Source organism: Aeromonas sp. 25-AL00135, from assembly GCF_054052385.1.
Genome location: NZ_JBSTYQ010000006.1, coordinates 1 through 23,640, shown reverse-complemented (window position 1 = coordinate 23,640; position 23,640 = coordinate 1). Strand labels below are relative to the sequence as shown.

Below are 23,640 nucleotides of genomic sequence, written 5' to 3'. Positions count from 1 at the left end.
AGCCAGGCAGATGCCTGGCTTTTGTTTTCAGATGACCAAATTCCCCGTTTTTCTTCTGGGTGCCGTGCTGGCACTGCCATTGCACGCCAAGCCTTTGCAGACAACAGTGCTGCCGTTGGCGCCGGCGACCCAAGCTTATGTAAATTCACTGAGTCAGCTTTCGCTCTGCTATCCTGCGACGCTTCCTCCACCATACCTGATGGCCGAGGGGGGACTGCTCAAGGATCGCCTCGCCCGGTTGCAGGAGCTGTTCCCGATTCCGCTTGTGCTCAAAGAGCTGCCCGATTGGCAGACATTGCGCAATGGGCTCGCAGAGGGTGACTGCGACATCATTCCCTATGTCGGAACCCGCAAGAAGGCCGTGGAGGGCATGCGGTTAAGTCGTCCGATGATGGAGACCGATGCCGCCATCCTCTACAAGGGTGAAAATCTCAAACAGGCCCGCTTTCTGGTCTACTCGGTGGCAGACTCTGCCCGCCTGCTGCACGAGCTCTATCCCCAGGCACGCATTATTTCCCTAAAAAGCGGAGAGAAGGTCTACGACGCGCTGCAGAGTGGCAAGGGTGATGCCTATCTGGGGGACTATCTGCAACTGCGCTATCTGATGCGCGAGTTTCCTGCCGATGGGTTGCGCCTGCGCCGCCTGTTTGGTGAGGATCGGATCATCAGCTATCGCCTGATGATGCGCGATCAGCCTGAGTTGGCCAATCTGGTGGACACCCTGATCCGTCATATGCCCGCCGGTACTATCTATACCGATCTGGCTCGCTATCTCGATCAGGGGTCGCTCTATGTCAACCAGCCCCACTTCAGCGATACCGAGCAGGCCTGGTTATCCGGCCGCGGGCGCACCATTCGCCTGGTGGTCAATCCCGAGTTGATGCCCTATAGCGGCGTCAATGATCTGGGGGAGCCGAAAGGGTGGAGCGCGGATGTGCTGCGCTGGGTCACCCAGGAGACCGGCCTGAAATACAAGCTGGTGCCTGCCGCTAGCAAGGCGGAGGCCGTAGAAAAGCTGCGCCGTGGTGAGGCGGATATGATGGCCGGCTTGCCGGAATCTCCGGCATTGACGGATCAGTTCATTTTCAGTCGGACGATCTCCACCAACCGGTTTGCCTTGATCAGCAAGCGCAAGCTGGCTGCCGATCGCATGGCGCAGCTCAAGCGGCAGCGTATTCTGGTGCCGGAGTCCCTCTACGATCCCTCCTTGCTCGCCCTGCTCGGTGATCAGGAGTGGGTTCGCACCGACGGCCTCGAGCAGGGGCTTGCCGCGATCAAACAGGGCAAGGCTGACGCCATGCTGAGCGAGCTTTATCAGCTGCAATATCCCCAGCGTACCAACTTGCTGGACGGGCTCGATATCGAGGAGCTGGAAGATCGCTTCAGCCTTGGCTTTGCCATCAACAAGAGTCAGACCGAACTGGCCGGGGTGATGGATCGCAACCTGATGGCACTGACCAGCACCCAGATCGACGAACTTAACCAGCGCTGGCGCCGCTTGCTCGTCGTGCAGCAGCCCGGCGTGAGCTACGCCGCCTGGTTTGGCTCCATCGCCATGGCACTGCTGATCAGCGGCATTGTCATCGGCGGGATCTGGCGCTCTCGCCAGCAACTGGCACGGGAAGTCGCCCAGCGTCACGCCGCCGAGAAGGCGCTGGCCATCGAGAGCGAGCTGCGGGAAACCATGTTTCAGGCGTTGCCGGTGCCCGTCTATCTGCGCAATAGCCAGGGCAAGGTGATCAAATCCAATAAACAGGGGCGACGTCTGGCCCTGCGCTATTCGCAGCAGTTGATGCTGCCGCCGGTGCAGCCTCAGAAGAGTGAAGGGGAGCTGGTGCTGGGGGATCAGGTCTTCGCCTATGCCCAGCATCCGCTGCGGCTGGACAAGCAGGCACCTGCCACCGATCTCATCGCCCTGTCGGATATCAGTGTGCTGCGTGAGCAGGCCCGTTTTTTGCGTCAGGCAGAGCGCCGCCTGCGCGCCCTGACCAATACCGTTCCCGGCGTGGTGCTGCAGTTTATGTTCGAGCGGGGACGGGTAGGGGGTATTGAGTTTATCAGCCGGGGCTGTTACGAGCTGCTGGGGCTGGCGAGCCAGCAGATCCGTCGTGAGCCCAAACGGGTGCTCATTATGCTGGAGCGCGAGGATCGCCGCCGGGTAAGCCGTGAGATGTTCGCCATGTTGCAGGCTGGCAAACCCTTCGCGTTCACCATGCGCTATTACCATCCGACCAAGGGTCTGCGCTGGTTGCAGCTCTATGGCCGTGGCCGCAGTCAACCACAGGGTTGGCGGATCTATGCGGTGATGCAGGATGCCACTACCAGGGTCGAGCAGGATCAGGCATTGCAGCACTCCCATGAGCAGGCGCAACAGGCAGTTCTGGCCAAGGGGCGCTTTTTGGCCGCCATCAGCCACGAGATCCGCACGCCGATGAACGCCATGCTCGGCTTGCTGGAGTGGCTGGCCAGTACTCCTTTGTCGAGAGAGCAGGATTCGGCGCTGGCGCGGGTGCGTCAGGCGGGGGATGAGTTGCTCGGCCTGCTCAACGATGTGCTCGACTTTAGCCGCAACGAGAACAGCAAACTCTCCCTCTCGCCCCAGCCCACCGATTTTGCCGAGCTGTGCGAGCACGTGGCGGCGGTGCACTGGACCAAGGCGCGGGCCAAGGGATTGCAATTGCGCCTTAAGTTGGATCCGGCTCTGCCTGCCCTGCAGACCCTCGACCCTCACCGGGTACGGCAAGTGCTCCACAACCTGCTCTCCAATGCCATCAAGTTCAGCCTGCGTGGGGAAGTGGTGCTGTGGGCCGAGGTGGTCGCATCGACCTTGCGCTTTGGTGTGGATGATCAGGGACCGGGGATCACCGCCAAGATGCGCACCACGCTCTTTATGCCGTTCGAGCAGTTTGCCGTTGAAGGGCAGCTGCGGGCGCCGGGCACAGGTCTTGGTTTGGCGATCTGCAAGCAGCTGATCGAGCAGATGGGGGGGCTTATCGATGTCGAGGGGCGTGTCGGTGGCGGTAGCCGCTTCTATTGCGAGTTGCCCCTGAAGCGGGTGCAGCAGGAGCCGGACTGGCAGCCCAATGTGCGGCAACTGGCACTCTCTTTACCCCACGATGAGGCGCAAGCGCTGTCGCCCTGGCTCAGCCGATTGGGGATTGCCACCGTCAGCAACGCTGTTGATACGCTGCAAGCGGAGGTGGACGAGAAGGGGCTCTACTATTGGGCCTGGCAAGGGGAGTCCTGGGTTCCCGGGACCATCATCACCCTGCTGCAGCCACGGCTGACCCCGGATCAACCGGTCGCAGGCACCCAGCCCGGGCTTGGCATGCGGGTTCTGCTGGTTGAAGATCACGATGTCAATCGCGAGCTGATCAGCCTGCAACTGGGGCAACTTGGTGCCAGCGTTATCACTGCCGCCAACGGGCAGCTGGCGCTGGAGATGCTGGCGCAGCAGGAGGTGGATTTTGTGCTGACCGATCTGCAGATGCCGGTGATGAACGGGGCCGAGCTGTGCAGGCAATTGCGCCAATCCGCTCGTTGGGCCCGTCTGCCGGTCTATGTGATCACCGCAGATCTCAGTGATCAGGCGGCAAGGGAGCTGCAATCCTGCGGTTGCGATGGCCATCTGGACAAGCCGGTCGCCCTCAAGGAGCTGGCGACCTTGCTGCGCCATATTGCCAAAGAGGGGAGCAATGTTGTCGCCCCGACACCGGTTGCCTCGCTGCTGACCGATGAACTGGCCGCCCTTTATCTGAAGGCTACCCGTGATGATTTGGCCGAACTTGAGCGCTGCAGCACAGAAGAAGATGAAGTTGGCGTGAATGCTGCTTTACACAAGTTGAAGGGGGCCGCCAGAATGGTAGGGGCGACTGCGTTGGTGGCGGTCATTGAAGAGTGGCAACAGGCGCCCCATCCGATGCTGCAAGCCAGATTGAACCGGGCACTGGATGAGTTCAGCCAGCAGTTTTCAAAGAGGGCTCAAGATGATCATCACTGATGAAGAATTACTGGCGTTGCTCGATTCGGAAGAGCATGAGGCGGCAGGATTTTGCCCCATTGTGCTCTATGCCCTCGACAGCACCGCCCATGAGTTGGCCAGCACCATGACATTGCCCTCCTATGTCACGCTGCACCGTACCCGACCGGATGCCTGCTGGCAGTGGGAAGGGTTGTTTGCGGCAGGTGCCATTGCCCTTTACGACCCCGCCGCTCATCAGCAGGCGGACTATTTCCCCCAGTTGCAGCAGCATGAGGGGATCTACGCTATCGGCGAGGATTGGCTGGGGGGGCTTGCCGCCAGTTACCGTAACTGGTGCAACTGGCTGGCCGCTAACAAGGTGCTGCTGCTCGAGGATCACCCGTTTCAGGGGATGCAATTGCAACAGACAATCGCCGGGTTGGGGCTCTCCTGTCAGTGGGTACAGGATGAATCGGCCTGTCTTGCGGCATTGTCGGCGGGCGACATCAGCCTGCTGGTGTGCGATCTCAGTCTGGTGGAGCAAGATGCCATCAGTCTGCTGATGAACCAGCCCCAGTTGCAGGAGGCCGGGCTGCCCATTGTGCTGCTTTCGGCCCATGAGCAGACGCTGATCGACGGTGCCCGCCGCCTGCTGCACGATGCCGGTTTCAACATTCTGGCGGCACTGGCAAAGCCGCTTGATTGCGACGAGCTGCTAAGGTTGCTGCGTCGACTCTATCTGGGCCCGCTGCGTCAACAGCGCTTGAGCGGCCAGCGCCGCACCATCCGCCGGTGGCAGGGGGAGGTGCAGGGTCAGCTAGGGCTGCTCTCCAGTCCCGCGACCCCTCATCCGGTCTGGCTGGCGGTAACGGGTTTACCCAGCCGCTGGGAGGCGCTCAAGGATTGGCTGACGGAGCAGTCGCGTACCCCAGCCGAACTGACCCTGCTGATCCACCGTCGTGACCACCTGCTCGGCAATGCCGATCGCTTCGCGCTGGTGCTGCAAGCCAGTCTGGCGGGGAGCAAGCTTGCGCTGCTGCTCGATAACAGCCAGCATCTGCCATTCGATCTGCTGGAGCGTTTGCCGCTGCAAGCCTTGCTGCTGGGGCAGGGGATCTTGCCGGAGATGGAGTCCTTGACCGGTGACTCCCTGCTGGGACGCTTTATGGCCCGGGTTCGGGAGCTGGGGATCGCCGTCTATCTGGATGATCCTTACAACCTGCTCGACGTCGAGGTGTGGCGAGAGCGCGGTATGACGGGGCGCTGGTAAGCCATGCCGCGCTACCTCTGCTGGCCCATGCACCGGGAGCGCCTTGGCAAAGGACTGGAGGGCTGGCCCCATCCGGTTTCCCGGGCCGCGCTGCCACTGGCTATGGAGGTCTCCGGGGTGCCTTGCTTGCTGCGCGAGCTGCATGGGGTGGCGCCTGCCCGTATGCTGGCTGCTTACGATGCATTGAGTGAAGAGAGCATCTATCTGCGCTTTATGCGTCCGAAACGGACACCGCCACCGGAACAGGTGGCCCAATTTCTCAATTACCATCCCGAACAACAGGTCTCGCTGTTGCTGACTGATCTGGCCGGTGAGCCGCTGGCTCAGGCGCAATCAATCCGCCGCCGCCTTCATCCCGATCGGGCGGAGTTTTCTTGCATCGTGGCGGATCACTTTCAGCACAAGGGGGCGGGGCGACGGATTCTGCTGGCGCTGGCACTGCTGGCCAGGGCGGACGGGATCAGGGAGTGGACGGCGGAAGTGCTGGCCCAGAACCGGCCCATGCTGACCCTGCTCAAGCGCCTTGGCTTGCCGCTGACCCTGGTAACCGGGCGGGAGATGGTCTTTGTCAGGCTGGATCTGTCGGTACTGGATGCCTGGTTACCCGCACCGCCATCGGCGCCGCTTAAGACCAAGGGCGAATAGTGACACTTTTTTCCCTGTGCTAAGGTCACATTTATTGTGCGGGGATAGACGGAGCAGCTTATGGCGCAGTCATATAAACATATCGTGATCCTGACCGGAGCGGGGATCTCTGCCGAATCCGGCATCAAGACTTTTCGTGCCTGCGACGGTTTGTGGGAAGAGCACAAGGTCGAGGATGTGGCGACCCCCGAGGGGTATGCCCGGGATCCCGAACTGGTGCTGCGCTTTTACAACTCTCGCCGCAAACAGCTGCAACAGCCCCAGGTTCACCCCAATCCGGCCCACTATGCGCTGGCCCGCCTCGAGCGACTGCTGCCCGGTTCGGTGACCCTGGTCACCCAGAACATCGACAATTTGCACGAGAGCGCTGGCAGCAAGAACCTTATCCATATGCACGGCGAGCTGCTCAAGGCCCGCTGCCCCGAGTCCGGTCAGGTGATCGAGTGGCGTGGCGATCTCCATCAGGACGAGCTCTGCTCCTGTTGCCAGTTCCCCCAGCCGATGCGTCCCCATGTGGTCTGGTTTGGCGAAATGCCGCTCGGGCTGGATCGCATCTACAGCGCGCTTGCCCAGTGCGATCTCTTTATCTCCATCGGCACCTCTGGCGCCGTCTATCCGGCCGCCGGTTTTGTACACGAAGCGGGATTGAACGGGGCACACACCATCGAGCTCAATCTCGAACCGAGCGAGGTAGGTAGCCAGTTTGACGAAAAACGCTATGGCCCAGCCTCCCTGCTGGTGCCCGCCTATGTCGATGAGTTGCTGGAGGCGTGCGGCATTCATCAACCGAGGCAAGTCGAGGGGCACAACTGGATGGAGATGCGCGGTCCCTGAGCTACTGTGCGACGGGACAGTTGCAATGGTTCGGTGAAATCGCCACACTGGCAACCATTTAAAAAATGGGACGCAGTTGGCGCAAATTACCATGACCGCAGTAAAGCAATGGATCGCTTTCTTTCTCCTGATGCTGGCCAGTGCCAGCGCATCGGCCTCCATCCCCCTGATGACCCTGGTACTGCCAGATGGCCAGCAGGTGACCCTCGATGAGGCGGCTCTCTCTGCCTTGCCACAGACCGAATTCACTACGACTACCCCCTGGACTCAGGGCACCCACCACTATCGTGGGCCGACCTTGTCAGCCGTGCTGGCGGCGCAAGGGATCCCGGATGCTCGCAAGATCGCCATTTCGGCCCTCAACGGCTATCAGCAGGTGGTGGATCTGGCCCTGTTCGACGGCGTGCCGCTGACCCTGGTGCGTCAGGAGGACGGCAAACCGCTGACCCGGCGCAACAAGGGGCCGCTCTGGCTGCTCATCCCGTTCACCACCTATCCCAAGCTGGACGTGCCAGCCATTCACAACTGCATGGTGTGGCAGGTGACCCGCATCGAGATCGTCGATTGATGGGGCTATCCCGCCAAAATCTGCTGTTGGTTGCGGTATCGCTGCTGTTTCTGCTCTCGTCGGGCAGCAGCCTCTATCTGCAGTATCGGCAGGAGCAGCTGGTCGATACCTTCTACCGCAATGTCCACTGGAACATCAGCCAGGTAATGCTCGAATCCCAGCGTTTCCTCTACGACCTGCAGCTCTACCGGGCTGGCAGACTGTCGATGGAGACCCTGAGCCTCGATTACGATCTGCTGTGGAACCGGCTCGATATCTTCCTCATCAGCAGTGAAACCGCCGAGATGCGCCAGCGGCACGGGCTCGGCAAAGTGCTGGCCACCCTGTTCGAGCAGATCAAGCAGCTCGAACCCCAGATGGAGGCTGGTGCGCTGCGCGAGGGGGCTGAGCTTGCCCGTTTGCAGGAGGCGATCGCCAGCCAGACCCGTCTTATCGAACAGATAGGGGATCAGATCCTCTCCGGCCAGGAGCGGGAGCATTCGGTCAGCCAGATCCGCAACAGCCTGTTCTGGCTGCAGGTCTGGCAACTGATCCTGCTGCTGACCGGTGGCGCTCTGGTCGCAGCCCTCATTCGCGCCAATCTGGCGAACCGCCGGCTTGCCCTGCTCGATCCCCTGACCCAGCTTGGCAACCGCCGTGCCCTGCAGGAACAGCTCTCTCGTGCTCTGCATGCTGATGATGTGAGCGCTTTGGTGGTGCTCGATCTCAAGCGCTTCAAGCAGGTCAATGATCTGCTGGGTTATCAGGTCGGTGATCGGCTGTTGCAGATGGTGGCCAACAAGCTGCAGCAGGCCCATGGCAGCCACGCTTACCGGCTCGGAGGAGATGAATTTGCCGTGGTGTTGACCAAGGCGAATGATGCGCTGGAAACCGCCATTCATGAGCTGGTGGATCTGCTCCATTTCGAGTTCGTGACCCGAGAGTGCAGCTTCGATCTGGCCTGTCGGCTCGGGGTCGCCAAGGCGCAACAACAGGATGCCGCCCGGCTGCTGGATCAGGCCATCCTGGCCCTCAACCAGGCCAAGCGTAGCCAGGAGGGGGCGATCAGCTGGTTTGAGCCTGCCATGCTGCAGCAGCTGCAGTTGAGTCATCAGCTGCGAGAGTGGTTGGCGGGGCGCGAGCCAGCACCGCTGCGAGTGGCATTGCAGGCGCTGACGGACGGGCAGGGCAACGAGATGTGGCAATTGGCGCTTGAGTGGCGTGAGCAGGGAGTCCCATGCCATATGCGCTGGCTGCAGGAGTGCGGCGTACTGGGGCCCGTGCTGGCCCGTGTGCTGCAAACGCACGAGGCGCAGTATGCCGATGGTCGGGCACTGCTGGTCCCGCTCGACAATCAGGCCCAGCTGATCCATCTACTGGCCTATCTGCCGGGGTCTTCCCACACGCCGCTGGTGTTGCTGATACCAACGCTGCAGCCGGATGGTGTCTTGCTGGCGGGATTGCGGCAGCAGGGTTGCACTCTGGCGCTCAGAGAGATTGGCAGCACCACCTCGGCGCAGCTGGCAGCCGGCTGGCCTGTTCGCTACTGGTTGCCGCAGGGTGATGATGATGGCGAGTTGTTGCAGCCTCTGGCCAGACGATTGGGACTGGTGCCACTGCAAGTGCTGGCAGCCAGGGAGACCCGGTCGCTGGCCTGAGGGCAAAAAGCGGTATTGCACCGGCAAGAGACAGAATGAAACAAGGCGACCTCGGGGTCGCCTTGTTCTTTTGTTGCCCCTGAAAATCAGGGGCGGGGCGCGCAGGATTGTCTGATCACCAGGTCAGGGTCGACGGTGATCAGGTGGTTCTCCACCGCTTCGCCGTTGATCCGCGCCAACAGGCGGGTGACGGCGAGGCGACCCAGCTCCTCTTTGGGCTGGTTGACGGTGGTGAGCGGCGGCGACATAAATTCGGCCAGCGCCACATTGTCATAGCCAACGATGGAGATATCCCGCGGGATCACCAGCCCCGCCTGATGGGCGGCACTGATGGCCCCCATCGCCATCATGTCGTTGCAGACAAAGAGGGCGGTGGGGCGCTCGGGCAATGCCAGCAGACGAGTCATCGCCTGATGGCCGCTGGCGCAATCAAAGTCCCCCTCCTGGATCCACTCTTGATTGATCGTGAGCCCTGCCTCCTGCAACGCCTGTTCAAAGCCAGCTTGGCGCTGGTTGGCGGGGGCGCGGCTGTGGGGGCCTGTGATACAACCGATGGCGGTATGGCCCAGCTCAATCAGATGGCGGGTCGCGAGATAACCACCGTGGAAGGAGTTGTCGGCGATAAGATCCACATCCTCGCTGACCAGCCCCCAATCCATCACCACCACCGGCAGGCTCTTGAGCCAGTCGAGCTGGTTGAAGACCTCTTGTTGGCCTTCGCTACACATGATCAGCAGGCCATCGACCCGCTTGCGCAGCATCATCTTGAGGTAGGAGAGAGCGGTTTCCGCCTGACCCTCGGTGTTGCCCAGCATCAGGTTGTAGCCCTGCTCGAAGCAGTAACGCTCCACCCCGCGCACCACCTCGGCAAAGAAGGGGTTGCTGGAGGTGGTGACCAGCATGCCGATACTGTTGGTCTCCTTCACCTTGAGGCTGCGGGCCACCAGACTCGGGGCATAGTTGAGCTCGCGCATGGCGGCGAAGACCCGCTCGCGGGTCTCCTCGGCCACAAAGCGGGTCTCGTTGATGACGTGGGAGACGGTGGTGGTCGAGACCCCCGCCAGCGCCGCCACCTCCTTGATATTGGCCATCAGTGCCCCTGCGCAGTCTGCTCAAGCAGGAAGGCGTCAACTTCCTGCTTGCTCGGGATCGAGCTCTGGGCACCGAATCGGGTGACGGAGAGCGCCGCCGCCCCGTGGGCAAAGCGCACCGCGCTGTGGAAATCGGCACCCGCCAGTTCCGCCGCCAGCAGGGCGCCGTTGAAGGTATCGCCCGCGGCAGTGGTATCCACCGCCTTGACCCGAAAGCCCGGGATCAGCTGTTGCTGCTGGGCGTTGCTGCAGTAAACCCCCTGGGAGCCTAGGGTGATCATCACATCCGCAATGCCCATCTGGTGGAAGCGGGCTGCCGCCTCGCGGGCACTCGCTTCATCGGTGACTTTCACGCCGGTCAACAGCTCGGCTTCGGTCTGGTTGGGGGTGATAAGGTCCACCAGTGCCAGCAGTTCGCTCGAGAGCGGACGGGCAGGGGCGGGGTTGAGCACCACCCGGGTGCCGTTGGCGCGAGCCAGCCGTGCAGCTTCATGGACGCTCTCGAGCGGTACTTCCAGCTGCAACAGCAGGGTGTGGGCGTCGGCGATCATGGCTTCGTGGTTTTTCACCACGGCAGGGGTGATGGCACCGTTGGCCTCGGCGGAGATGCCGATGCTGTTCTCCCCCTCATCGCTCACATAAATGATGGCGATGCCGGTCGGGAGCTTGGGATCGAGTTCGACGGCGCTCACGTCAATACCGTCTTTGGCAAAACCGCTCTTCATCTGGTGGCCGATGGCGTCATCACCGATGCGGGCGATAAAGGAGACGGGGGCGCCAAGGCGGGCGGCAGCGACTGCCTGATTAGCCCCCTTGCCACCGGGCACCACCTGATAGCTGTGGCCGGTCAGGGTTTCACCCGGGCGAGGAAAGTGGGGAACGCGCAGCACATGGTCTGCATTGACACTGCCCAGAACGACGAGACGATTCATGTTGACTACTCCTGATGCATCTTGGCTTGAACACAGTGATTGAGTGAGCCCAAGCCGGGAGGCACCTGAACGAGAGGGAAAGGGGAGGCGAACCTCCCCTCGAGCATTTACTTGCTAACTACTTGCAGCGGTACCGGAATGGATTTCTCCACCGGCTGGCCCTTGAGCACCTTGTCGGCAGTCTCGACGCCAATGGCACCGATCAGCGCGGGCTGCTGAGCCACAGTGGCGGCCAGTTTACCCTTGGCAACGGCGGCTTTGCCATCGTCAGTGCCGTCGAAGCCGACGATCATCACCTCTTTACCGGCAGCCTGCACGGCGCGGATGGCACCCAGCGCCATTTCGTCGTTCTGGGCAAAGACTGCTTGAACGGTCGGGTGGGCAGCCAGCAGGTTTTCCATGACGTTCAGACCCTTGGTGCGGTCAAAGTCGGCAGGCTGGGAAGCCAGGACCTGCAGCTTGTTGGCCGCCACGGCCAGGGCAAAACCTTCGCCACGGTCACGGGCGGCGGAGGTACCGGCAATCCCTTCGAGCTGGATCACCTTGGCACCGGTACCCAGTTTCTCGGTGATAAAGTCACCGGCAAGCTTGCCGCCCGCCACGTTGTCGGAGGCGATATGGGCCTTGACCTCACCCTGCGCAGCGCCGCGGTCCAGGGTCAGTACCGGAATGCTGGCGCGGTTGGCCAGACGAATGGCGTTGCCCACCGCTTCGGAGTCGGTGGGGTTGATCAGGATGGCGCCGACCTTGCGTACGGTGAGATCTTCCATGTTGGAGAGCTCTTTGGCCGGGTCATTCTGGGAATCCAGTACCACCAGCTCGTAGCCAAGCTCTTTGGCTTTTGCTTCGGCCCCCTCTTTCATGGTGACGAAGAAGGGGTTGTTGAGGGTGGAGACCACCATGGCCAGGGTTTGATCGGCGGCCTGGGCAGTGCCCAGCACGGACATGATGGCGGCAGCGAGCAGGGTATTGAGCTTTTTCATCATTTCATTCCTTGTGTGTGGCTTGTCTTATCAACGATTGCTTTTGTTATCGATCATCACGGCAAGCAAGATCACGCTGGCCTTGGCGATCATCTGGTAATAGGAGGATACGTCGAGCAGGTTGAGGGCGTTATTCAGGAAGCCGATGATCAAGGCACCGATCAGGGTCCCCATGATGCGCCCCTTGCCCCCCATCAGGCTGGTACCACCCAGCACCACTGCGGCGATGGCATCCAGCTCGTAACCCATGCCCGCCGTCGGCTGGGCAGAGGAGAGGCGAGAGGTTACGATAAGCCCTGCCAGCGCCGAGAGCGCGCCGCACAGACCATACACCGCCAGCTTCACCCGATCCACATTGATACCGGAGAGGCGGGTGGCAGACTCGTTACCGCCCAGCGCGTAGATGTAGCGACCGAGACGGGTATGGTTGAGCATGAACCAGGCGAGCAGGAAGACGGTGGCCATCAGCCAGATGGGCACCGGCAGACCGAACAGGTAACCGGTACCGAGCCAGGCGAAGTGATCGGCGCCGTCACTGAAACCGGTGGAGATGGGGCGCCCCTCGGTATAGACCATGGTGATACCGCGCAGAGCGGTCATGGTGACCAGGGTAGCGATAAATGCCTGTACCTTGCCCTTGGCAATGATGAGGCCGCTGACGCCGCCCAGCAGGGCACCGGCACCCAGAGTGAGGGGGACCACCAGCCAGATCGGCAGCTCCATGGCGACCATGGTGGCAGCCAGCGCGCCGCACAGGGCCAGTACCGAGCCGACCGACAGATCGATACCGGCGGTGAGAATAACCAGCGTCATGCCGACCGCCATGATGGCGTTGACCGAGGTCTGGCGCAGGATGTTGAGCAGGTTGTCGGCGGTGAAGAAGTTGGGGCTCAGAAAGGAGACCACACCAATCAGGACCAGCAGCGCGACCAGGGATTTATTCTCGATCCACCACGCCTTGCTCATGACGCCACGGCGGGAAAGGGTTTGGGTTGTCATTGGGATGCCTCTTGCTCTGCTTGCCACTGTTTACCGACTGCCGCCGCCATCAGCTTCTCCTGATTGGCATCGCGGGTGTTGAACTCTGCGCTGATGCGCCCTTCGTGCATCACCATGATGCGATCGCTCATGCCGAGCACTTCCGGCATCTCGGAGGAGACCAGAATGATGCTCATCCCCTCCTTCTTGAACTGGTTGATCAGCTGATAAATTTCCTTTTTCGCCCCCACATCGACGCCGCGGGTCGGCTCGTCGAGGATCAGTACCTTGGGCCGGGTCAGCAGTCCCTTGGCGATGGCCACCTTCTGCTGGTTGCCGCCGGAGAGCAGCTTGATCAGCTGATCCTGACTCGGGGTCTTGATGTTGAACAGACGCACATAGTCGCTCACTGCCTGCCGTTCGGCCTTGCCGTCAATCTTGCCGTTGCTGATGAACTCGTCGAGGGCGCAGAGACTCATGTTCTCCCGCACCGACAGCTCCAGCACCAGTCCATCGCCTTTGCGATCTTCGGAGATATAGGCGATGCCTGCGGCCAACCCATCGGCCGGGCTTTTGGGCACCAGCGCATGGCCGTCCACTGCCACTTCACCGGCGCTGATGGGGCTGGCGCCGTAGATCAGCTTCATCAGCTCGGTACGGCCGGAGCCCATCAGGCCGCTAAAGCCCAGAATTTCACCCTGACGCAGGGAGAAGCTCACCCCGCGCACACCGGGACCGGCCAGATCTTTCACCTGCAGGCTGACGGGGCCAAGCTCGCGCTCAAGACGCGGATACTGCTCTTCCAGCCGGCGGCCCACCATCATCTCGATGATCTTGTCTTCATCCAGATCGCTCACCGCCTTTTCGCCAATCCACTTGCCATCGCGCAGCACAGTGACCCGATCGCAGATCTCGAAGATCTCCTTGAGGCGGTGGGAGATATAGACGATGCCGCAACCTTGCTCACGCAGCTCGCGGATAACCTTGAACAGCTGTTCGGTTTCGGTATCGGTCAACGCATCGGTCGGCTCGTCCATGATGATGACGCTGGCATCGAACGACAGCGCCTTGGCGATCTCCACCATCTGCTGTTCGCCGATGGAGAGATCCCCGAGTCGGGTATCCGGCCCGTGTTTGACGCCAAGTCGCGCCAGCAGGGTGCTTGCCCGCTCGCGCAGCTGTTTGTGGTCGATGCTGCCAAAACGGGTACGCGGTTCGCGACCCAAGAAGATGTTGGCGGCAATCGACAACTCCGGCAGCAGGTTCAGCTCCTGGTGGATGATGCTGATCCCCTGATCCTGAGAATCGCGCGGCCCCTTGAAGTGGACCGGCTGGCCGCGGTAGCTGACGCTGCCCGCATCGGCCTGATAGATGCCGGTCAGCACCTTCATCAGGGTGGATTTACCGGCGCCATTTTCACCGAGCAGGGCCATCACCTGGCCCGGATAGACCCGCAGACCCGCTTCGTCGAGGGCGCGCACACCGGGGAAGGTCTTGACGATCCCGGTCAGCTCCAGAATGGGTGAGAGGGGGGAGGTTGTGCTCATTTGCAGCTTCCTTGAAGAGGCCTTCTTTGAAGAATGTCAGAACGCCACACCGGCGCAGAGGATCAGGTTGGCGTAGGGAGTCACCTCGCCGCTGCGCACGATCGCCTTGCTCTGGCGGGAGCGGGTCTTGAACTCCTCGTGCAGGCAGTATTCGATGGCGATGGGCTTGCCCTGGGCGGCTGCGTGGGCCTCAAGCTGATCGACCAGCGCCTGATGGGCGGCGGGGCTGATCTGCTTGATCTCGCTTGCCATGATCACCTTCTCAACCACCAGATCGGTGAGCAGGGCGGTCAGTACGGTTGCAAGGCTGGGCGTCCCCGCCATCAGCGCCAGATCGATCCGCTCCGGACCTGCCGGAATGGGCAAGCCTGCATCGCAGACGGTGATCTCGTCGGTGTGGCCCATCTGTGCCACCAGAGCACTCAGGGGAGCATTGAGCAGTACGCCTCGTTTCATACAGCACCTCATCAGGCCTTGGCCCGTCAATCTGTGAACCGCTAGGCAACCGGTTACGCAACCGGTTGCGTCATGGCGCAAAGATAGGCTTTTTACCGGGGAAGGGCCACGGCAAAACCACGGAAATGTGAAAACGATCTCAAAGGCGGGAGAAGAAGTGCAGGGGAGGAGGCAGGAAGGGTGTCAGCAGAGCCCTGACACCCTTGTTATTCATCGAGCTATTGATTTTATGGTTAGTTGGCAAGTGCCTTGGCGACCGCCGGACGGCTCAGCATGCGCTGATAATGATCGGCAACCTTGGGGAATTCACTGATCTCGACCCCATCGCTTTTCAGCCAGCCTGCGACCACGAACAGATAGATGTCCGCCACGCTGAACTGCTCGCCCAGCACCCAGGGTCCTGCCAGATAGTGCTGCTCAATCTGGGCAAAGCCATCGCGCATATTGCTGGCGACTTTCTGCTGCATGGCGGCAATGGCTTGCTCGTCATCGGCCCAGCGGCTGCCACGGCGACCGTGGGCATGGGAGACATGTACGGTGGAGGCGAGGAAGCTGTTGACCTCCTGCATGCGGGCCAGCAGGAACGGGTTGTCCAGCGGCGCCAGTTTGGCATCGGGGAAGCGCTGCGCCACATAGAGCAGCAGGGCTGGGGTCTCGGTTAGGGTGCCCTGCTCGGTGACAAGGGCAGGCACCCGCCCTTTGGGGTTGATGGCAAGATATGCGGGGTCACGCTGCTCCCCTGCGGCGAGGTTGACGAGACGGGGTTGGAACGGAGCATTCGCTTCCAGCAGGGCAATCTGCACGGCCATGGCACAAGTGCCGGGAGCGAAATAGAGAGTCAGAGCGGACATGAATACTCCTGATTGGCTCAGGCCACCCGCGATATTGGCGAAAGATTGCTTCGCGGAGCACCACGGGCAGTCATGAAAAAAGAGAGGGGGCAACGCTTGCCTCCCCGACCAATCTACACCCCTAAAGGACGATGAAAAAGTGCAGAATTAATCGGCTTTGGCCACCTGAAATTCCTCGACCAATACACGTCGAACCAGAACCTGCCGAAGTTGATGGGAACGCTGATGTATCTGGAATAGATAGCGGCGGTAGGTAGACCGCCGCCGCTGTTTTACTCTGTCACAATCTAGGGGTCATCATATGATGTGTTCGCAATTATTCTAGGGTCGGAAGGCGACTGCGATTGCGTCGCAGCATCACTGTGGAGCGATTCTCAGTACCTCTGAGATCAGCCGGATATTCGGAGATCACATAACCAGTATCGATCGTTTCGAAAGACAATGGTGCTCCAACCGGAGAGCGATCCGCACGCCGTACTTGCAAACTGTTCGACTCAATCCACAGCGCTGCTGCGTGGTTTGGCGCTGCGATAAGGGTTGCCTCGTCGGTCTCCGAGCGAAACTGGGTCACAGATTGTGTTGTTGAGTATCCCAGCTCGATGCTGAGTGAAACACTTGCTTTCGTACTGAAACCACCTGCATCTATACCGCTTTCATAACCGACGGTAATACCCGTATTGATGGAGAACGTCTGGCTGCTTTCTTTTGACACACCTGTTGTGATGGATGTTGATGCGGATTGCTCGGTTTGCGTCGTGTTGTCGATAAACAGTACCAATGAGTAGTCGACGCTGCGTTCAACTGTGTAGAACGGAGAGTTCCTCACTCGCCATTCCACGTTTTTTGTGTCATCACGTACAGCTGTAAATGGCACGGTGACGATTCGATCAACTTTGGGATTGGTGTGTGTTGGCGGCTTGGTTCGACCCGTGAGTATGGGTTTATCGATGGAGTGGGTTACTACTTCGGTTGGCAATGGCAGTCGGAGATTATAAGCGACGGAAGCGCTGTCAGGCTTTTGGTGACTGTCGCGACCAACGAAACTGTTGACGGCAAAAATTCCATCTGGCGTATCCAGAAAAGACTTACTAGCGTCGATTTGCCAGACGCCAAAATCACGGTCTGCCCCCGAGCCGGTGTCATCCCAGATCAAATTGCCAATTTTTCCATCGCAAACGAGCTCTTCGGCCACACACATTACTTGAAGCCCTGTAGGGGCGTTGTATCCAGTGACAAAGATATCGCCCAGTGCGACATAGCCTGCAGGCGGAACTGGCCGCCAGCAAGAGCCATCAGCTTTGGCACCACTGCCACGATCTGTCCAAATTAAGTCAAACCTAATCGGCTGTGCCAAGGCGGGCTGTTGATTCGGTTTGGACACGTTTTTCACGCACAATGACGCAAACTTTCCGTTGGGATTATCGTAATTGTTCACTCCGATGCTACCCAGTGCATAAAAACCTGCTGGCGGGATCGGGTGATAAAATCCGATGTCATGGTCAGCACCGCTGCCGCGATCATTCCAGCGATATTCATACTCGGTGGTAAAGGCCAGCTCTAGATCGCCGAACTGCATTACACGAGCAACCATCGTATCAGTTTTGGAAATGGCTTCAGTATTGAACGTTGTTTCAGCAATGACGTTTGTTTCCATATTCAAAGTCCTTTTGTTGGATAGTGTGCTCGAGATCTGAATTGGTCGACTCATATGAGATTGAGTACAGGTATCAATGTCAGCGAGCAACAGGAGCAAGCCAAACTGCTTCTATCTCTGGTAGTGAGAAACTGCGTATCACCACGTCTACCTGATGCTGCGTCATCAATGGCCGATATGTGCAATTTGTATGGGCGCATATCGTTCACTAGGTCTTTAAACACAGCTGTCAGAGTGTAAGTCCTGATATATATGGTCATACCTGACAGTTCTGACAGTTCTGACAGTTCTGACAGGTCGGGATAGGAAACTCTTTAAGTTCGTTGGACCTTAGTTGTGCTCGGGGATGGGGTCAGGTGAAGGTGGATCACAGATCCGTGTAGTTAAAGCCTGCTTCTTGGATGGTGAGAGTATGCGCACCAAGATGTAAAAGGGGGCGATTGCCCCCTTAATCCATTAACCCCGTCAGGACCAATTAACCACCGACTTAACCCGCCTTGGCCACCATGGCTTTAAGCTGCAGGAAGTACTGCTCGTAGAGGCGGGAGGCATCACCCACATCGGACTGGAACTCGCCCTTGCGCTTGATCTCGTCGCTCGGGAAGACCATGGGGTTGTTGCGAAACGCCGGGGTGAGCAGGGGAATGGCATCCTTGACCGGGGTGGGGTAGCCAATTGCTTCGGCCACCTTGGCGGCCACATCGGGGCGCATCAGAAAGTTGATCAGGGCGTGGGCCTCTTTCACATGCTTGGCCTTGGCCGGGATGGCGAGGTTATCCATCCACAGTACCGCTCCCTCTTCGGGGTAGGTCATCTGGATGGAGGGGTATTCGCGCTGGGCGCCGTAGGCCGAGCCATTCCACAGCATACCGATATTGACCTCACCGGCGATAAAGGGGTCGGCCGGGTTGTCGGAGTTGAACGCCTTGACGTTGGGCATCAGCTTTTTCAGGTATTCGAACGCTTCGGCAATTTGCTCCTTGTCCTGGGTGTTGGGGCTATAGCCCAGCTGCACCAGCGCGATATGGAACACCTCGCGGGCATCGTCCATCAGCAGCAGGCTCTCTTTCCACTCCGGTGCCCAGAGCTGCTTCCAGCTGGTAACCGGTTGCTCGATGATATCGGTGTTGGTGCCGATCCCGGTTGCGCCCCAGATATAGGGGATGGAGTAGCGGTTGTCCGGGTCGTACTCGTGGTTGAGCAGGGTAGGGTCGAGGTGCTTGAAGTTGGGCAGCTGGGCGCGATCCAGCGGCTGCAGCATCCCCTCTTTGGCCATTTTCGAGATGAAATAGGTGCTGGGCACCACCACGTCATAGCCGTCGCCATGGGTTTTCAGCTTGGCGTAGAGGGTCTCGTTGGATTCGTAGGTGGAGTAGATCACCTTGATGCCGGTCTCTTGCTGGAACTGCTCCAGCAGGCCGTCCGGCACATATTCCGACCAATTGTAGAAGTAGACCACCTTGTCGTCAGCCGCGTGAGCGCTCTGGCTCAGCAGCGGGGTGGTGAGGGTGAGGGCGGCTGCCAGCAGGGCGCCGGCCTTGTGTTGGATTGTCATCAACAACTCCTTGGGGTTATGGGGCCTTGCGGCCCACCGTGACAGAGTTCGCCAAAGGTGGCGGGGACGAAACGGGCAGGGTCACCCCTGCCGTTTACGCAGTAACAGTTGCGCCAGCAGCACCATCCCGAGGGAGGCGACCAGCATCAGGGTGGCCAGGGCGTTGACCTCGGGAGATACCCCCACCTTGACCATGGAGTAGATCTTGAGCGGCAGGATCTCGTAGGCCGGGCCGGTGACAAAGGAGCTCACCACCACGTCGTCCAGCGACAGGGTAAAGGAGAGCAGCCAGCCGGCCATCACCGCCGGCAGGGCCAGCGGCAGTATGATGCGGCGCAGGATGATCCACTCGCCAGCCCCCAGATCCCGCGCGGCTTCCAGCATCCGCACATCAAAACCGCACAGCCGTGAGTAGACGGTGATCACCACGAACGGCAGGCAGAAGGTGATGTGGGCGATCAGCAGCGACCAGAAGCCCAGCGCAATGCCGGTCACCACAAACAGGGTCAGGAGCGAAATGGCCATCACGATATCGGGGGACATCATCACCACGAACAGCATGCCGCTCACGTACTGCTTGCCGCGAAAGCGATAGCGAAACAGCGCCACGGCGGTGAGGGTTCCTATCAGGGTGGCGGCGGTGGCGGTGAGGGCGGCGATGGTCAGGGAGTGCTGGGCCGCCTGCATCAGGCTGGCGCTGGCAAACAGCTTCTCATACCAGCCCAGGGTAAAGCCGCGCCAGTCGATACCATATTTCGACAGGTTGAAGGAGTTGGCGATCAGCACCCCGATGGGCACATAGAGATAGCCAAACACCAGCAGCAGGAACAGAGCCTTCAGTGCGCGCATCATGCCAGCTCCCCCTTCTTGCTGAGCAGTTTGCCCGCCCGCCAGTAGCAGTAGACCAACAGCGCCATCAGTACCGTCAGCATCACGCTGATGGCGGCGCCGAAGGGCCAGTCACGGCTGTTGAGGAACTGGGTCTTGATCAGGTTGCCGATCAGCAGGTGCTTGGCGCCACCCAGCAAGTCGGAGACGTAGAACATCCCCATGGCGGGCAGGAACACCAGCAGACAACCGGCGATGATGCCGGGCAGGGTGAGGGGCAAAATGATCCGCACCAGCCGCTGCCAGCCGTTGGCGCCGAGATCCCGCGCCGCCTCCAGCAAACGGCCATCCAGCTTCTCGATGCTGGAGTAGAGCGGTAGCACCATAAAGGGGAGCAGTACATAGACCAGCCCGATGATGACGGCCACCTCGGTGTACATCATCTGCAGCGGCCGCTCGATAAGCCCCAGATCCAGCAGCCAGCCGTTGATCAGTCCCCGGGTGCCGAGCAGCACTTTCAGCGCATAGGTGCGGATCAGGGAGTTGGTCCAGAACGGCACCACCACCAGAAACAGCAGCAGCGGGCGGATACGCGCTGGCAGATGGGCCAGCAGCCAGGCAAAGGGATAGCCCACCAGCAAGCAGATGCTTGTGGCGAGCAGCGCCAGCCAGAGAGAGTGGAGCAGCACCTCGAAATAGAGGGGGTCCAACAGGCGGCCATAGTTGCTCAGGGTAAAGAGCGGCGTGATAAGCTCGGACTCGTCACGGGTCAGGAAGCTGACGCCGATGATCATCAGGTTGGGCAGGAAGACAAACAGCGTCAGCCAGCCGAGGATCAGCGCGATGGCCCCGTTGCGAAAGCCGTTGTGGGCAAAGCTGTGCGGTACCCGCAGATTAGTGAGGCTCATAGGGCAGCACCACCTCCCAGCTGTCGACCCAGTGGATCGCCACCTCCTGACCCAGACGGTAGTCAAAGTCGGGGTCATCCTCGTCGAAGAACTCGGAGATAAGCAGCTGTTTGCCACTTTCGAGCTCGATCACCGAATCCAGCGTCGCTCCCTTGTAGTTGCGCTCGCGGATATTGCCCCGCAGCGCGCCACTTTGATCGTCATCCTGATCGAGAATGCGCAGATCTTCCGGGCGCAGCAGCACCAGCACCTTGTCATCTGGCTGGAACGGCAAGGTGGTATGGAGCAGGCATTCTCGCCCCTCCACCTCTGCCTGCCAGATACCGGGCTCGCGCTGGCTGATCAGCTTGCCATCCATCACGTTGATCTCGCCGATAAAGCGGGCCACGAACAGGTTGGCTGGCGATTCGTAGATATCGCGCGGGGTGCCGCGCTGGATGATTTGGCACCCCTCCATCACCAGGATGCGATCAGACATGGTGAGCGCCTCTTCCTGATCATGGGTAACGAAGACAAAGGTGATGCCAAGGCGACGTTGCAGCGCCTTGAGCTCGCTCTGCATCTGCTTGCGCAGCTTGTAGTCGAGTGCCGAGAGGGATTCGTCGAGCAGCAGCAGGCGGGGCTTGTTGACCACGGCGCGGGCGATGGCGACCCGTTGCTGCTGGCCGCCGGAGAGCTGATCCGGGCGGCGGTTGGCCAGCTCGGTGAGCTGCACCATGGCGAGGGTCTCCTCGACCCGCTGGCGGATCTCGCTGGCAGGCACTTTCTGCATCTCGAGGCCAAAGGCGACGTTTTCAAACACCGTCATATGGGGGAAGAGCGCATAGCTCTGGAACACGGTGTTGATGTGCCTGTGTTCGGCGGGGATATGGGTGATCTCGTCACCGGCCAGATGGATGGTGCCACCGTCGACCGCTTCGAGCCCGGCCAGCAGGCGCAGCAGGGTGGTCTTGCCACAGCCGGAGGGGCCCAGCAGGGTAAGAAATTCACCATCGTAGATTTCAAGGTCAAGGTCACTCAGGATCACCTTGCCATCGTATTTTTTGCTGATCTTGTTCAGCGCGACAATTACCTGTGGATTGTTCATCATCCGCCAGTCTCACCCCAGCCAGTGGCCATCGTGTTGAAAGAGGGCCGCATTCTATGCAGCCGACACATGAAATTAAAGGCTTTTTGGCCCGAATTAGCCGCAAGTGTGCAGGAAAAACGGCTACGAATAGCAGACCAAATCGCTATAATGTGCCACCTGATTTGGTCGTTTTCGATATTGGATAGTCAATTGAGTAATAAAATGCGTATTGGCGGCTCCCTTGAGCAGTCTCTGAACCAGGGCTACCGCCTTGATCTGAAAGGGGTCATCCAGGAGGGATGGCAACAGACCCGCCGTACCGGATTTGGCCTGCTGCTGGCGATTGTCGGGGTGACGGCGATCTGGATCCTGCTTAGCAATGTGCTGCTGTTGCCCTATCTGGGGGATGACAGCCAGATGAATGTGGCCATGGTACTGAGTCTGCTGATGACGGTGGTGATGGCCCCCATGACCAGCTCCCTCGATATGCTGGGGTTGCAGCAGTCGGTCGGGGTGCGTGCCCGCGCCAACCAGGTGTTCGACTTCTTCCGCCACTTTGTACGCCTCGGCATGTTGAGCCTGCTTGGCAGTCTGCTCACCAGCCTGTTTGGCCCGCTATTCGATCTGCTGGGATTGCCCGCCGTACTCTCTTTCATTCCCTCGGCCCTGATCGGTATGGGGCTGCTCTTTACCGTCCCGCTGGTGCTGGAGCGCGGCCTGACGCCGCCCCAGGCCATTCTGGTCTCTCTCAAGCTCTTTGCGCGCGGCTGGCCCAGCATTGTGCTGTTCCACGGCGTGATGACCGCGCTCTTCTTCCTGGCTCTGATCCCCATGGGGTTGGGGCTTATCTGGGTGGCACCGCTCTATTTCAACTGCAAGGGGATCCTCTATCGGGATCTCTGCGGGGTGGGGGTAGAGGTTAACGAGGTGACAGAAGGCCCTAACCATTTCAATGCATGATGCAAAAGGACGTTGAATGACCCGTCGATATGGAGTGACCAAGGCTGTGCGCCAGAGCCTGTTTGTCAGTCTCTTGCTGCCAGGGCTGGCGCTGGCTGAGCCGATGCTGGATCTGCAATACAGCACCTTCTACAGCCAGATGAAGACCTTTGCCAAAGGGGAGTTTGGTCACGCCAGACTGGGGTTTTATCTGACCGATCCGCAAAATGGTCAGCGCTGCGGCCTCACCTTTGCCCGGGTTGCAACCGACAGCAAGGAGGTCGCGGGCGAGGTAACAATCGATAGCGAATTGCGCCTGCCTTTTGATGAGGATCTCAACCTCGACAAGGGGATCGTGACCGTCGGCCTGAAAGAAGAGCACGCCACATGCGATATGACGGTACAGGTGATGGCCGATGCGCCAAACGGACCCGAGCTGCCGCTGGCCGAGCTGGCGGCCCGTCAGCAGCAGATGCAGTCGCTGCTCGACAAGATGGCGGGCATGGTCGGCAAGCACTTCCTGCCGAAGATGGAAGGGGTACGCATTACCCTGGTGCAGCAGAGCGGAACTGCTTATCTGATTGATGGTGCCCGCCAGGAAGCACTGCCCTGGCAGGAAGGCCACCTGCTGCTGAGCAATGAGCAACTGGCCGCGTTCGCCGCCGGGCAACTACGCCTGCAGGGTGACGTGTTGCGCCTGACCCCCTGGCTGCACAAGGGCTGATGCCGCTGTCACGTTGGTAAGAGGCAGATCAAGAAAGCAAAAAGGAGCGATGATCGCTCCTTTTTTATTGTTTGTGTGCCGTCCTGAATATGGTTTACACCTTTCCCCCCCAATAAATGGAGAACCCGATGGGACAAGGTGTGAAACGGACACAGCGCGATTACTCACTGACTTTTAAACTGGCACTGGTCGAGCAGATTGAAAAAGGCG

Annotated in this window: 20 protein-coding genes; 8 read left to right on the top strand and 12 right to left on the bottom strand. The window is 60.0% G+C overall.

Annotated features, from left to right (window positions below; translation table 11 throughout):
- Nucleotides 1-10 precede the first annotated feature (10 nt).
- The 6 genes from ACW5XC_RS06835 to ACW5XC_RS06810 all read left to right on the top strand — a co-directional run bounded on the left by ACW5XC_RS06835 (nucleotide 11) and on the right by ACW5XC_RS06810 (nucleotide 8,915).
- On the top strand, nucleotides 11-4,000 hold the full coding sequence (locus ACW5XC_RS06835) for a response regulator (RefSeq protein ID WP_042053692.1): 3,990 nt from the start codon (nucleotides 11-13) through the stop codon (nucleotides 3,998-4,000).
- Nucleotides 3,987-5,231: a response regulator gene (locus ACW5XC_RS06830; protein ID WP_005360600.1), complete on the top strand. Its 1,245-nt coding sequence runs from the start codon at nucleotides 3,987-3,989 to the stop codon at nucleotides 5,229-5,231. The genes ACW5XC_RS06835 and ACW5XC_RS06830 overlap by 14 nt, the downstream gene beginning before the upstream one ends.
- A 3-nt stretch (nucleotides 5,232-5,234) precedes the next feature.
- Nucleotides 5,235-5,876, top strand: coding sequence for a GNAT family N-acetyltransferase (locus ACW5XC_RS06825; protein ID WP_042053691.1), 642 nt, complete (start codon nucleotides 5,235-5,237; stop codon nucleotides 5,874-5,876).
- Nucleotides 5,877-5,936: 60 nt separating this feature from the next.
- Nucleotides 5,937-6,710 carry a Sir2 family NAD+-dependent deacetylase gene (gene cobB, locus ACW5XC_RS06820; RefSeq protein WP_005336680.1) on the top strand — a complete coding sequence of 258 codons (774 nt, stop codon included), beginning with the start codon at nucleotides 5,937-5,939 and terminating at the stop codon, nucleotides 6,708-6,710.
- 91 nt (nucleotides 6,711-6,801) lie between these two features.
- Nucleotides 6,802-7,278, top strand: a complete 477-nt coding sequence (locus ACW5XC_RS06815) for a hypothetical protein (protein ID WP_042053855.1) — start codon at nucleotides 6,802-6,804, stop codon at nucleotides 7,276-7,278.
- The gene (locus ACW5XC_RS06810; protein WP_042053690.1) at nucleotides 7,278-8,915 is read left to right on the top strand and encodes a GGDEF domain-containing protein; all 1,638 of its coding nucleotides are present in this window, start codon (nucleotides 7,278-7,280) and stop codon (nucleotides 8,913-8,915) included. The genes ACW5XC_RS06815 and ACW5XC_RS06810 overlap by 1 nt, the downstream gene beginning before the upstream one ends.
- Nucleotides 8,916-9,001: 86 nt before the next feature.
- Here the strand turns inward: ACW5XC_RS06810 and ACW5XC_RS06805 are convergent, their stop codons facing one another.
- The 12 genes from ACW5XC_RS06805 to potA all read right to left on the bottom strand — a co-directional run bounded on the left by ACW5XC_RS06805 (nucleotide 9,002) and on the right by potA (nucleotide 21,788).
- On the bottom strand, nucleotides 9,002-10,006 hold the full coding sequence (locus ACW5XC_RS06805; RefSeq protein ID WP_042053688.1) for a substrate-binding domain-containing protein: 1,005 nt from the start codon (nucleotides 10,004-10,006) through the stop codon (nucleotides 9,002-9,004).
- Nucleotides 10,006-10,938 carry a ribokinase gene (rbsK, locus tag ACW5XC_RS06800; protein ID WP_042053687.1) on the bottom strand — a complete coding sequence of 311 codons (933 nt, stop codon included), beginning with the start codon at nucleotides 10,936-10,938 and terminating at the stop codon, nucleotides 10,006-10,008. The genes ACW5XC_RS06805 and rbsK overlap by 1 nt, the downstream gene beginning before the upstream one ends.
- A gap of 107 nt (nucleotides 10,939-11,045) precedes the next feature.
- On the bottom strand, nucleotides 11,046-11,921 hold the full coding sequence (rbsB, locus tag ACW5XC_RS06795; RefSeq protein ID WP_005360585.1) for a ribose ABC transporter substrate-binding protein RbsB: 876 nt from the start codon (nucleotides 11,919-11,921) through the stop codon (nucleotides 11,046-11,048).
- A gap of 30 nt (nucleotides 11,922-11,951) precedes the next feature.
- A complete protein-coding gene (rbsC, locus tag ACW5XC_RS06790; RefSeq protein WP_042053686.1) occupies nucleotides 11,952-12,920 on the bottom strand; it encodes a ribose ABC transporter permease in 969 nt (322 codons plus the stop codon).
- Nucleotides 12,917-14,446: a ribose ABC transporter ATP-binding protein RbsA gene (gene rbsA, locus ACW5XC_RS06785; RefSeq protein WP_042053683.1), complete on the bottom strand. Its 1,530-nt coding sequence runs from the start codon at nucleotides 14,444-14,446 to the stop codon at nucleotides 12,917-12,919. Before rbsA ends, rbsC begins: the two co-directional genes overlap by 4 nt.
- A 36-nt stretch (nucleotides 14,447-14,482) precedes the next feature.
- Entirely contained in the window at nucleotides 14,483-14,902 is a 420-nt protein-coding gene (gene rbsD / locus ACW5XC_RS06780) for a D-ribose pyranase (protein WP_021230086.1), read from the bottom strand.
- Between the two features lie 233 nt (nucleotides 14,903-15,135).
- Nucleotides 15,136-15,753, bottom strand: a complete 618-nt coding sequence (locus ACW5XC_RS06775) for a glutathione S-transferase family protein (protein WP_042053682.1) — start codon at nucleotides 15,751-15,753, stop codon at nucleotides 15,136-15,138.
- A gap of 316 nt (nucleotides 15,754-16,069) precedes the next feature.
- Nucleotides 16,070-17,407 (bottom strand): Vps62-related protein, encoded by a 1,338-nt coding sequence (locus tag ACW5XC_RS06770; protein ID WP_052451199.1) that lies wholly within the window; start codon nucleotides 17,405-17,407, stop codon nucleotides 16,070-16,072.
- Nucleotides 17,408-17,894: 487 nt separating this feature from the next.
- Entirely contained in the window at nucleotides 17,895-18,962 is a 1,068-nt protein-coding gene (locus ACW5XC_RS06765) for an extracellular solute-binding protein (protein WP_080771382.1), read from the bottom strand.
- Between the two features lie 81 nt (nucleotides 18,963-19,043).
- Entirely contained in the window at nucleotides 19,044-19,814 is a 771-nt protein-coding gene (gene potC, locus ACW5XC_RS06760; protein ID WP_005336644.1) for a spermidine/putrescine ABC transporter permease PotC, read from the bottom strand.
- Nucleotides 19,811-20,698, bottom strand: a complete 888-nt coding sequence (gene potB, locus ACW5XC_RS06755) for a spermidine/putrescine ABC transporter permease PotB (RefSeq protein ID WP_042053680.1) — start codon at nucleotides 20,696-20,698, stop codon at nucleotides 19,811-19,813. The genes potC and potB overlap by 4 nt, the downstream gene beginning before the upstream one ends.
- Nucleotides 20,685-21,788, bottom strand: a complete 1,104-nt coding sequence (gene potA / locus ACW5XC_RS06750; protein ID WP_042053679.1) for a spermidine/putrescine ABC transporter ATP-binding protein PotA — start codon at nucleotides 21,786-21,788, stop codon at nucleotides 20,685-20,687. Before potA ends, potB begins: the two co-directional genes overlap by 14 nt.
- Nucleotides 21,789-21,989: 201 nt before the next feature.
- Here potA and ACW5XC_RS06745 point away from each other — a divergent pair, with 201 nt between their 5' ends.
- Together ACW5XC_RS06745 and ACW5XC_RS06740 are read left to right on the top strand one after the other, a co-directional pair.
- Complete coding sequence (locus ACW5XC_RS06745) at nucleotides 21,990-22,727, top strand: DUF2189 domain-containing protein (RefSeq protein WP_005351939.1); 738 nt, start codon at nucleotides 21,990-21,992, stop codon at nucleotides 22,725-22,727.
- A 16-nt stretch (nucleotides 22,728-22,743) separates the two neighbouring features.
- Nucleotides 22,744-23,430 (top strand): DUF2987 domain-containing protein, encoded by a 687-nt coding sequence (locus ACW5XC_RS06740; RefSeq protein WP_042053677.1) that lies wholly within the window; start codon nucleotides 22,744-22,746, stop codon nucleotides 23,428-23,430.
- The last annotated feature ends 210 nt before the right edge of the window (nucleotides 23,431-23,640 follow it).

Coding starts and splice junctions, on each gene's coding strand:
- ACW5XC_RS06835 (WP_042053692.1), top strand. CDS start 11: ATGCCTGGCTTTTGTTTTCAGATGACCAAATTCCCCGTTTTTCTTCTG.
- ACW5XC_RS06830 (WP_005360600.1), top strand. CDS start 3,987: ATGATCATCACTGATGAAGAATTACTGGCGTTGCTCGATTCGGAAGAG.
- ACW5XC_RS06825 (WP_042053691.1), top strand. CDS start 5,235: ATGCCGCGCTACCTCTGCTGGCCCATGCACCGGGAGCGCCTTGGCAAA.
- cobB (WP_005336680.1), top strand. CDS start 5,937: ATGGCGCAGTCATATAAACATATCGTGATCCTGACCGGAGCGGGGATC.
- ACW5XC_RS06815 (WP_042053855.1), top strand. CDS start 6,802: ATGACCGCAGTAAAGCAATGGATCGCTTTCTTTCTCCTGATGCTGGCC.
- ACW5XC_RS06810 (WP_042053690.1), top strand. CDS start 7,278: ATGGGGCTATCCCGCCAAAATCTGCTGTTGGTTGCGGTATCGCTGCTG.
- ACW5XC_RS06805 (WP_042053688.1), bottom strand. CDS start 10,006: ATGGCCAATATCAAGGAGGTGGCGGCGCTGGCGGGGGTCTCGACCACC.
- rbsK (WP_042053687.1), bottom strand. CDS start 10,938: ATGAATCGTCTCGTCGTTCTGGGCAGTGTCAATGCAGACCATGTGCTG.
- rbsB (WP_005360585.1), bottom strand. CDS start 11,921: ATGAAAAAGCTCAATACCCTGCTCGCTGCCGCCATCATGTCCGTGCTG.
- rbsC (WP_042053686.1), bottom strand. CDS start 12,920: ATGACAACCCAAACCCTTTCCCGCCGTGGCGTCATGAGCAAGGCGTGG.
- rbsA (WP_042053683.1), bottom strand. CDS start 14,446: ATGAGCACAACCTCCCCCCTCTCACCCATTCTGGAGCTGACCGGGATC.
- rbsD (WP_021230086.1), bottom strand. CDS start 14,902: ATGAAACGAGGCGTACTGCTCAATGCTCCCCTGAGTGCTCTGGTGGCA.
- ACW5XC_RS06775 (WP_042053682.1), bottom strand. CDS start 15,753: ATGTCCGCTCTGACTCTCTATTTCGCTCCCGGCACTTGTGCCATGGCC.
- ACW5XC_RS06770 (WP_052451199.1), bottom strand. CDS start 17,407: ATGGAAACAAACGTCATTGCTGAAACAACGTTCAATACTGAAGCCATT.
- ACW5XC_RS06765 (WP_080771382.1), bottom strand. CDS start 18,962: ATGACAATCCAACACAAGGCCGGCGCCCTGCTGGCAGCCGCCCTCACC.
- potC (WP_005336644.1), bottom strand. CDS start 19,814: ATGATGCGCGCACTGAAGGCTCTGTTCCTGCTGCTGGTGTTTGGCTAT.
- potB (WP_042053680.1), bottom strand. CDS start 20,698: ATGAGCCTCACTAATCTGCGGGTACCGCACAGCTTTGCCCACAACGGC.
- potA (WP_042053679.1), bottom strand. CDS start 21,788: ATGATGAACAATCCACAGGTAATTGTCGCGCTGAACAAGATCAGCAAA.
- ACW5XC_RS06745 (WP_005351939.1), top strand. CDS start 21,990: ATGCGTATTGGCGGCTCCCTTGAGCAGTCTCTGAACCAGGGCTACCGC.
- ACW5XC_RS06740 (WP_042053677.1), top strand. CDS start 22,744: ATGACCCGTCGATATGGAGTGACCAAGGCTGTGCGCCAGAGCCTGTTT.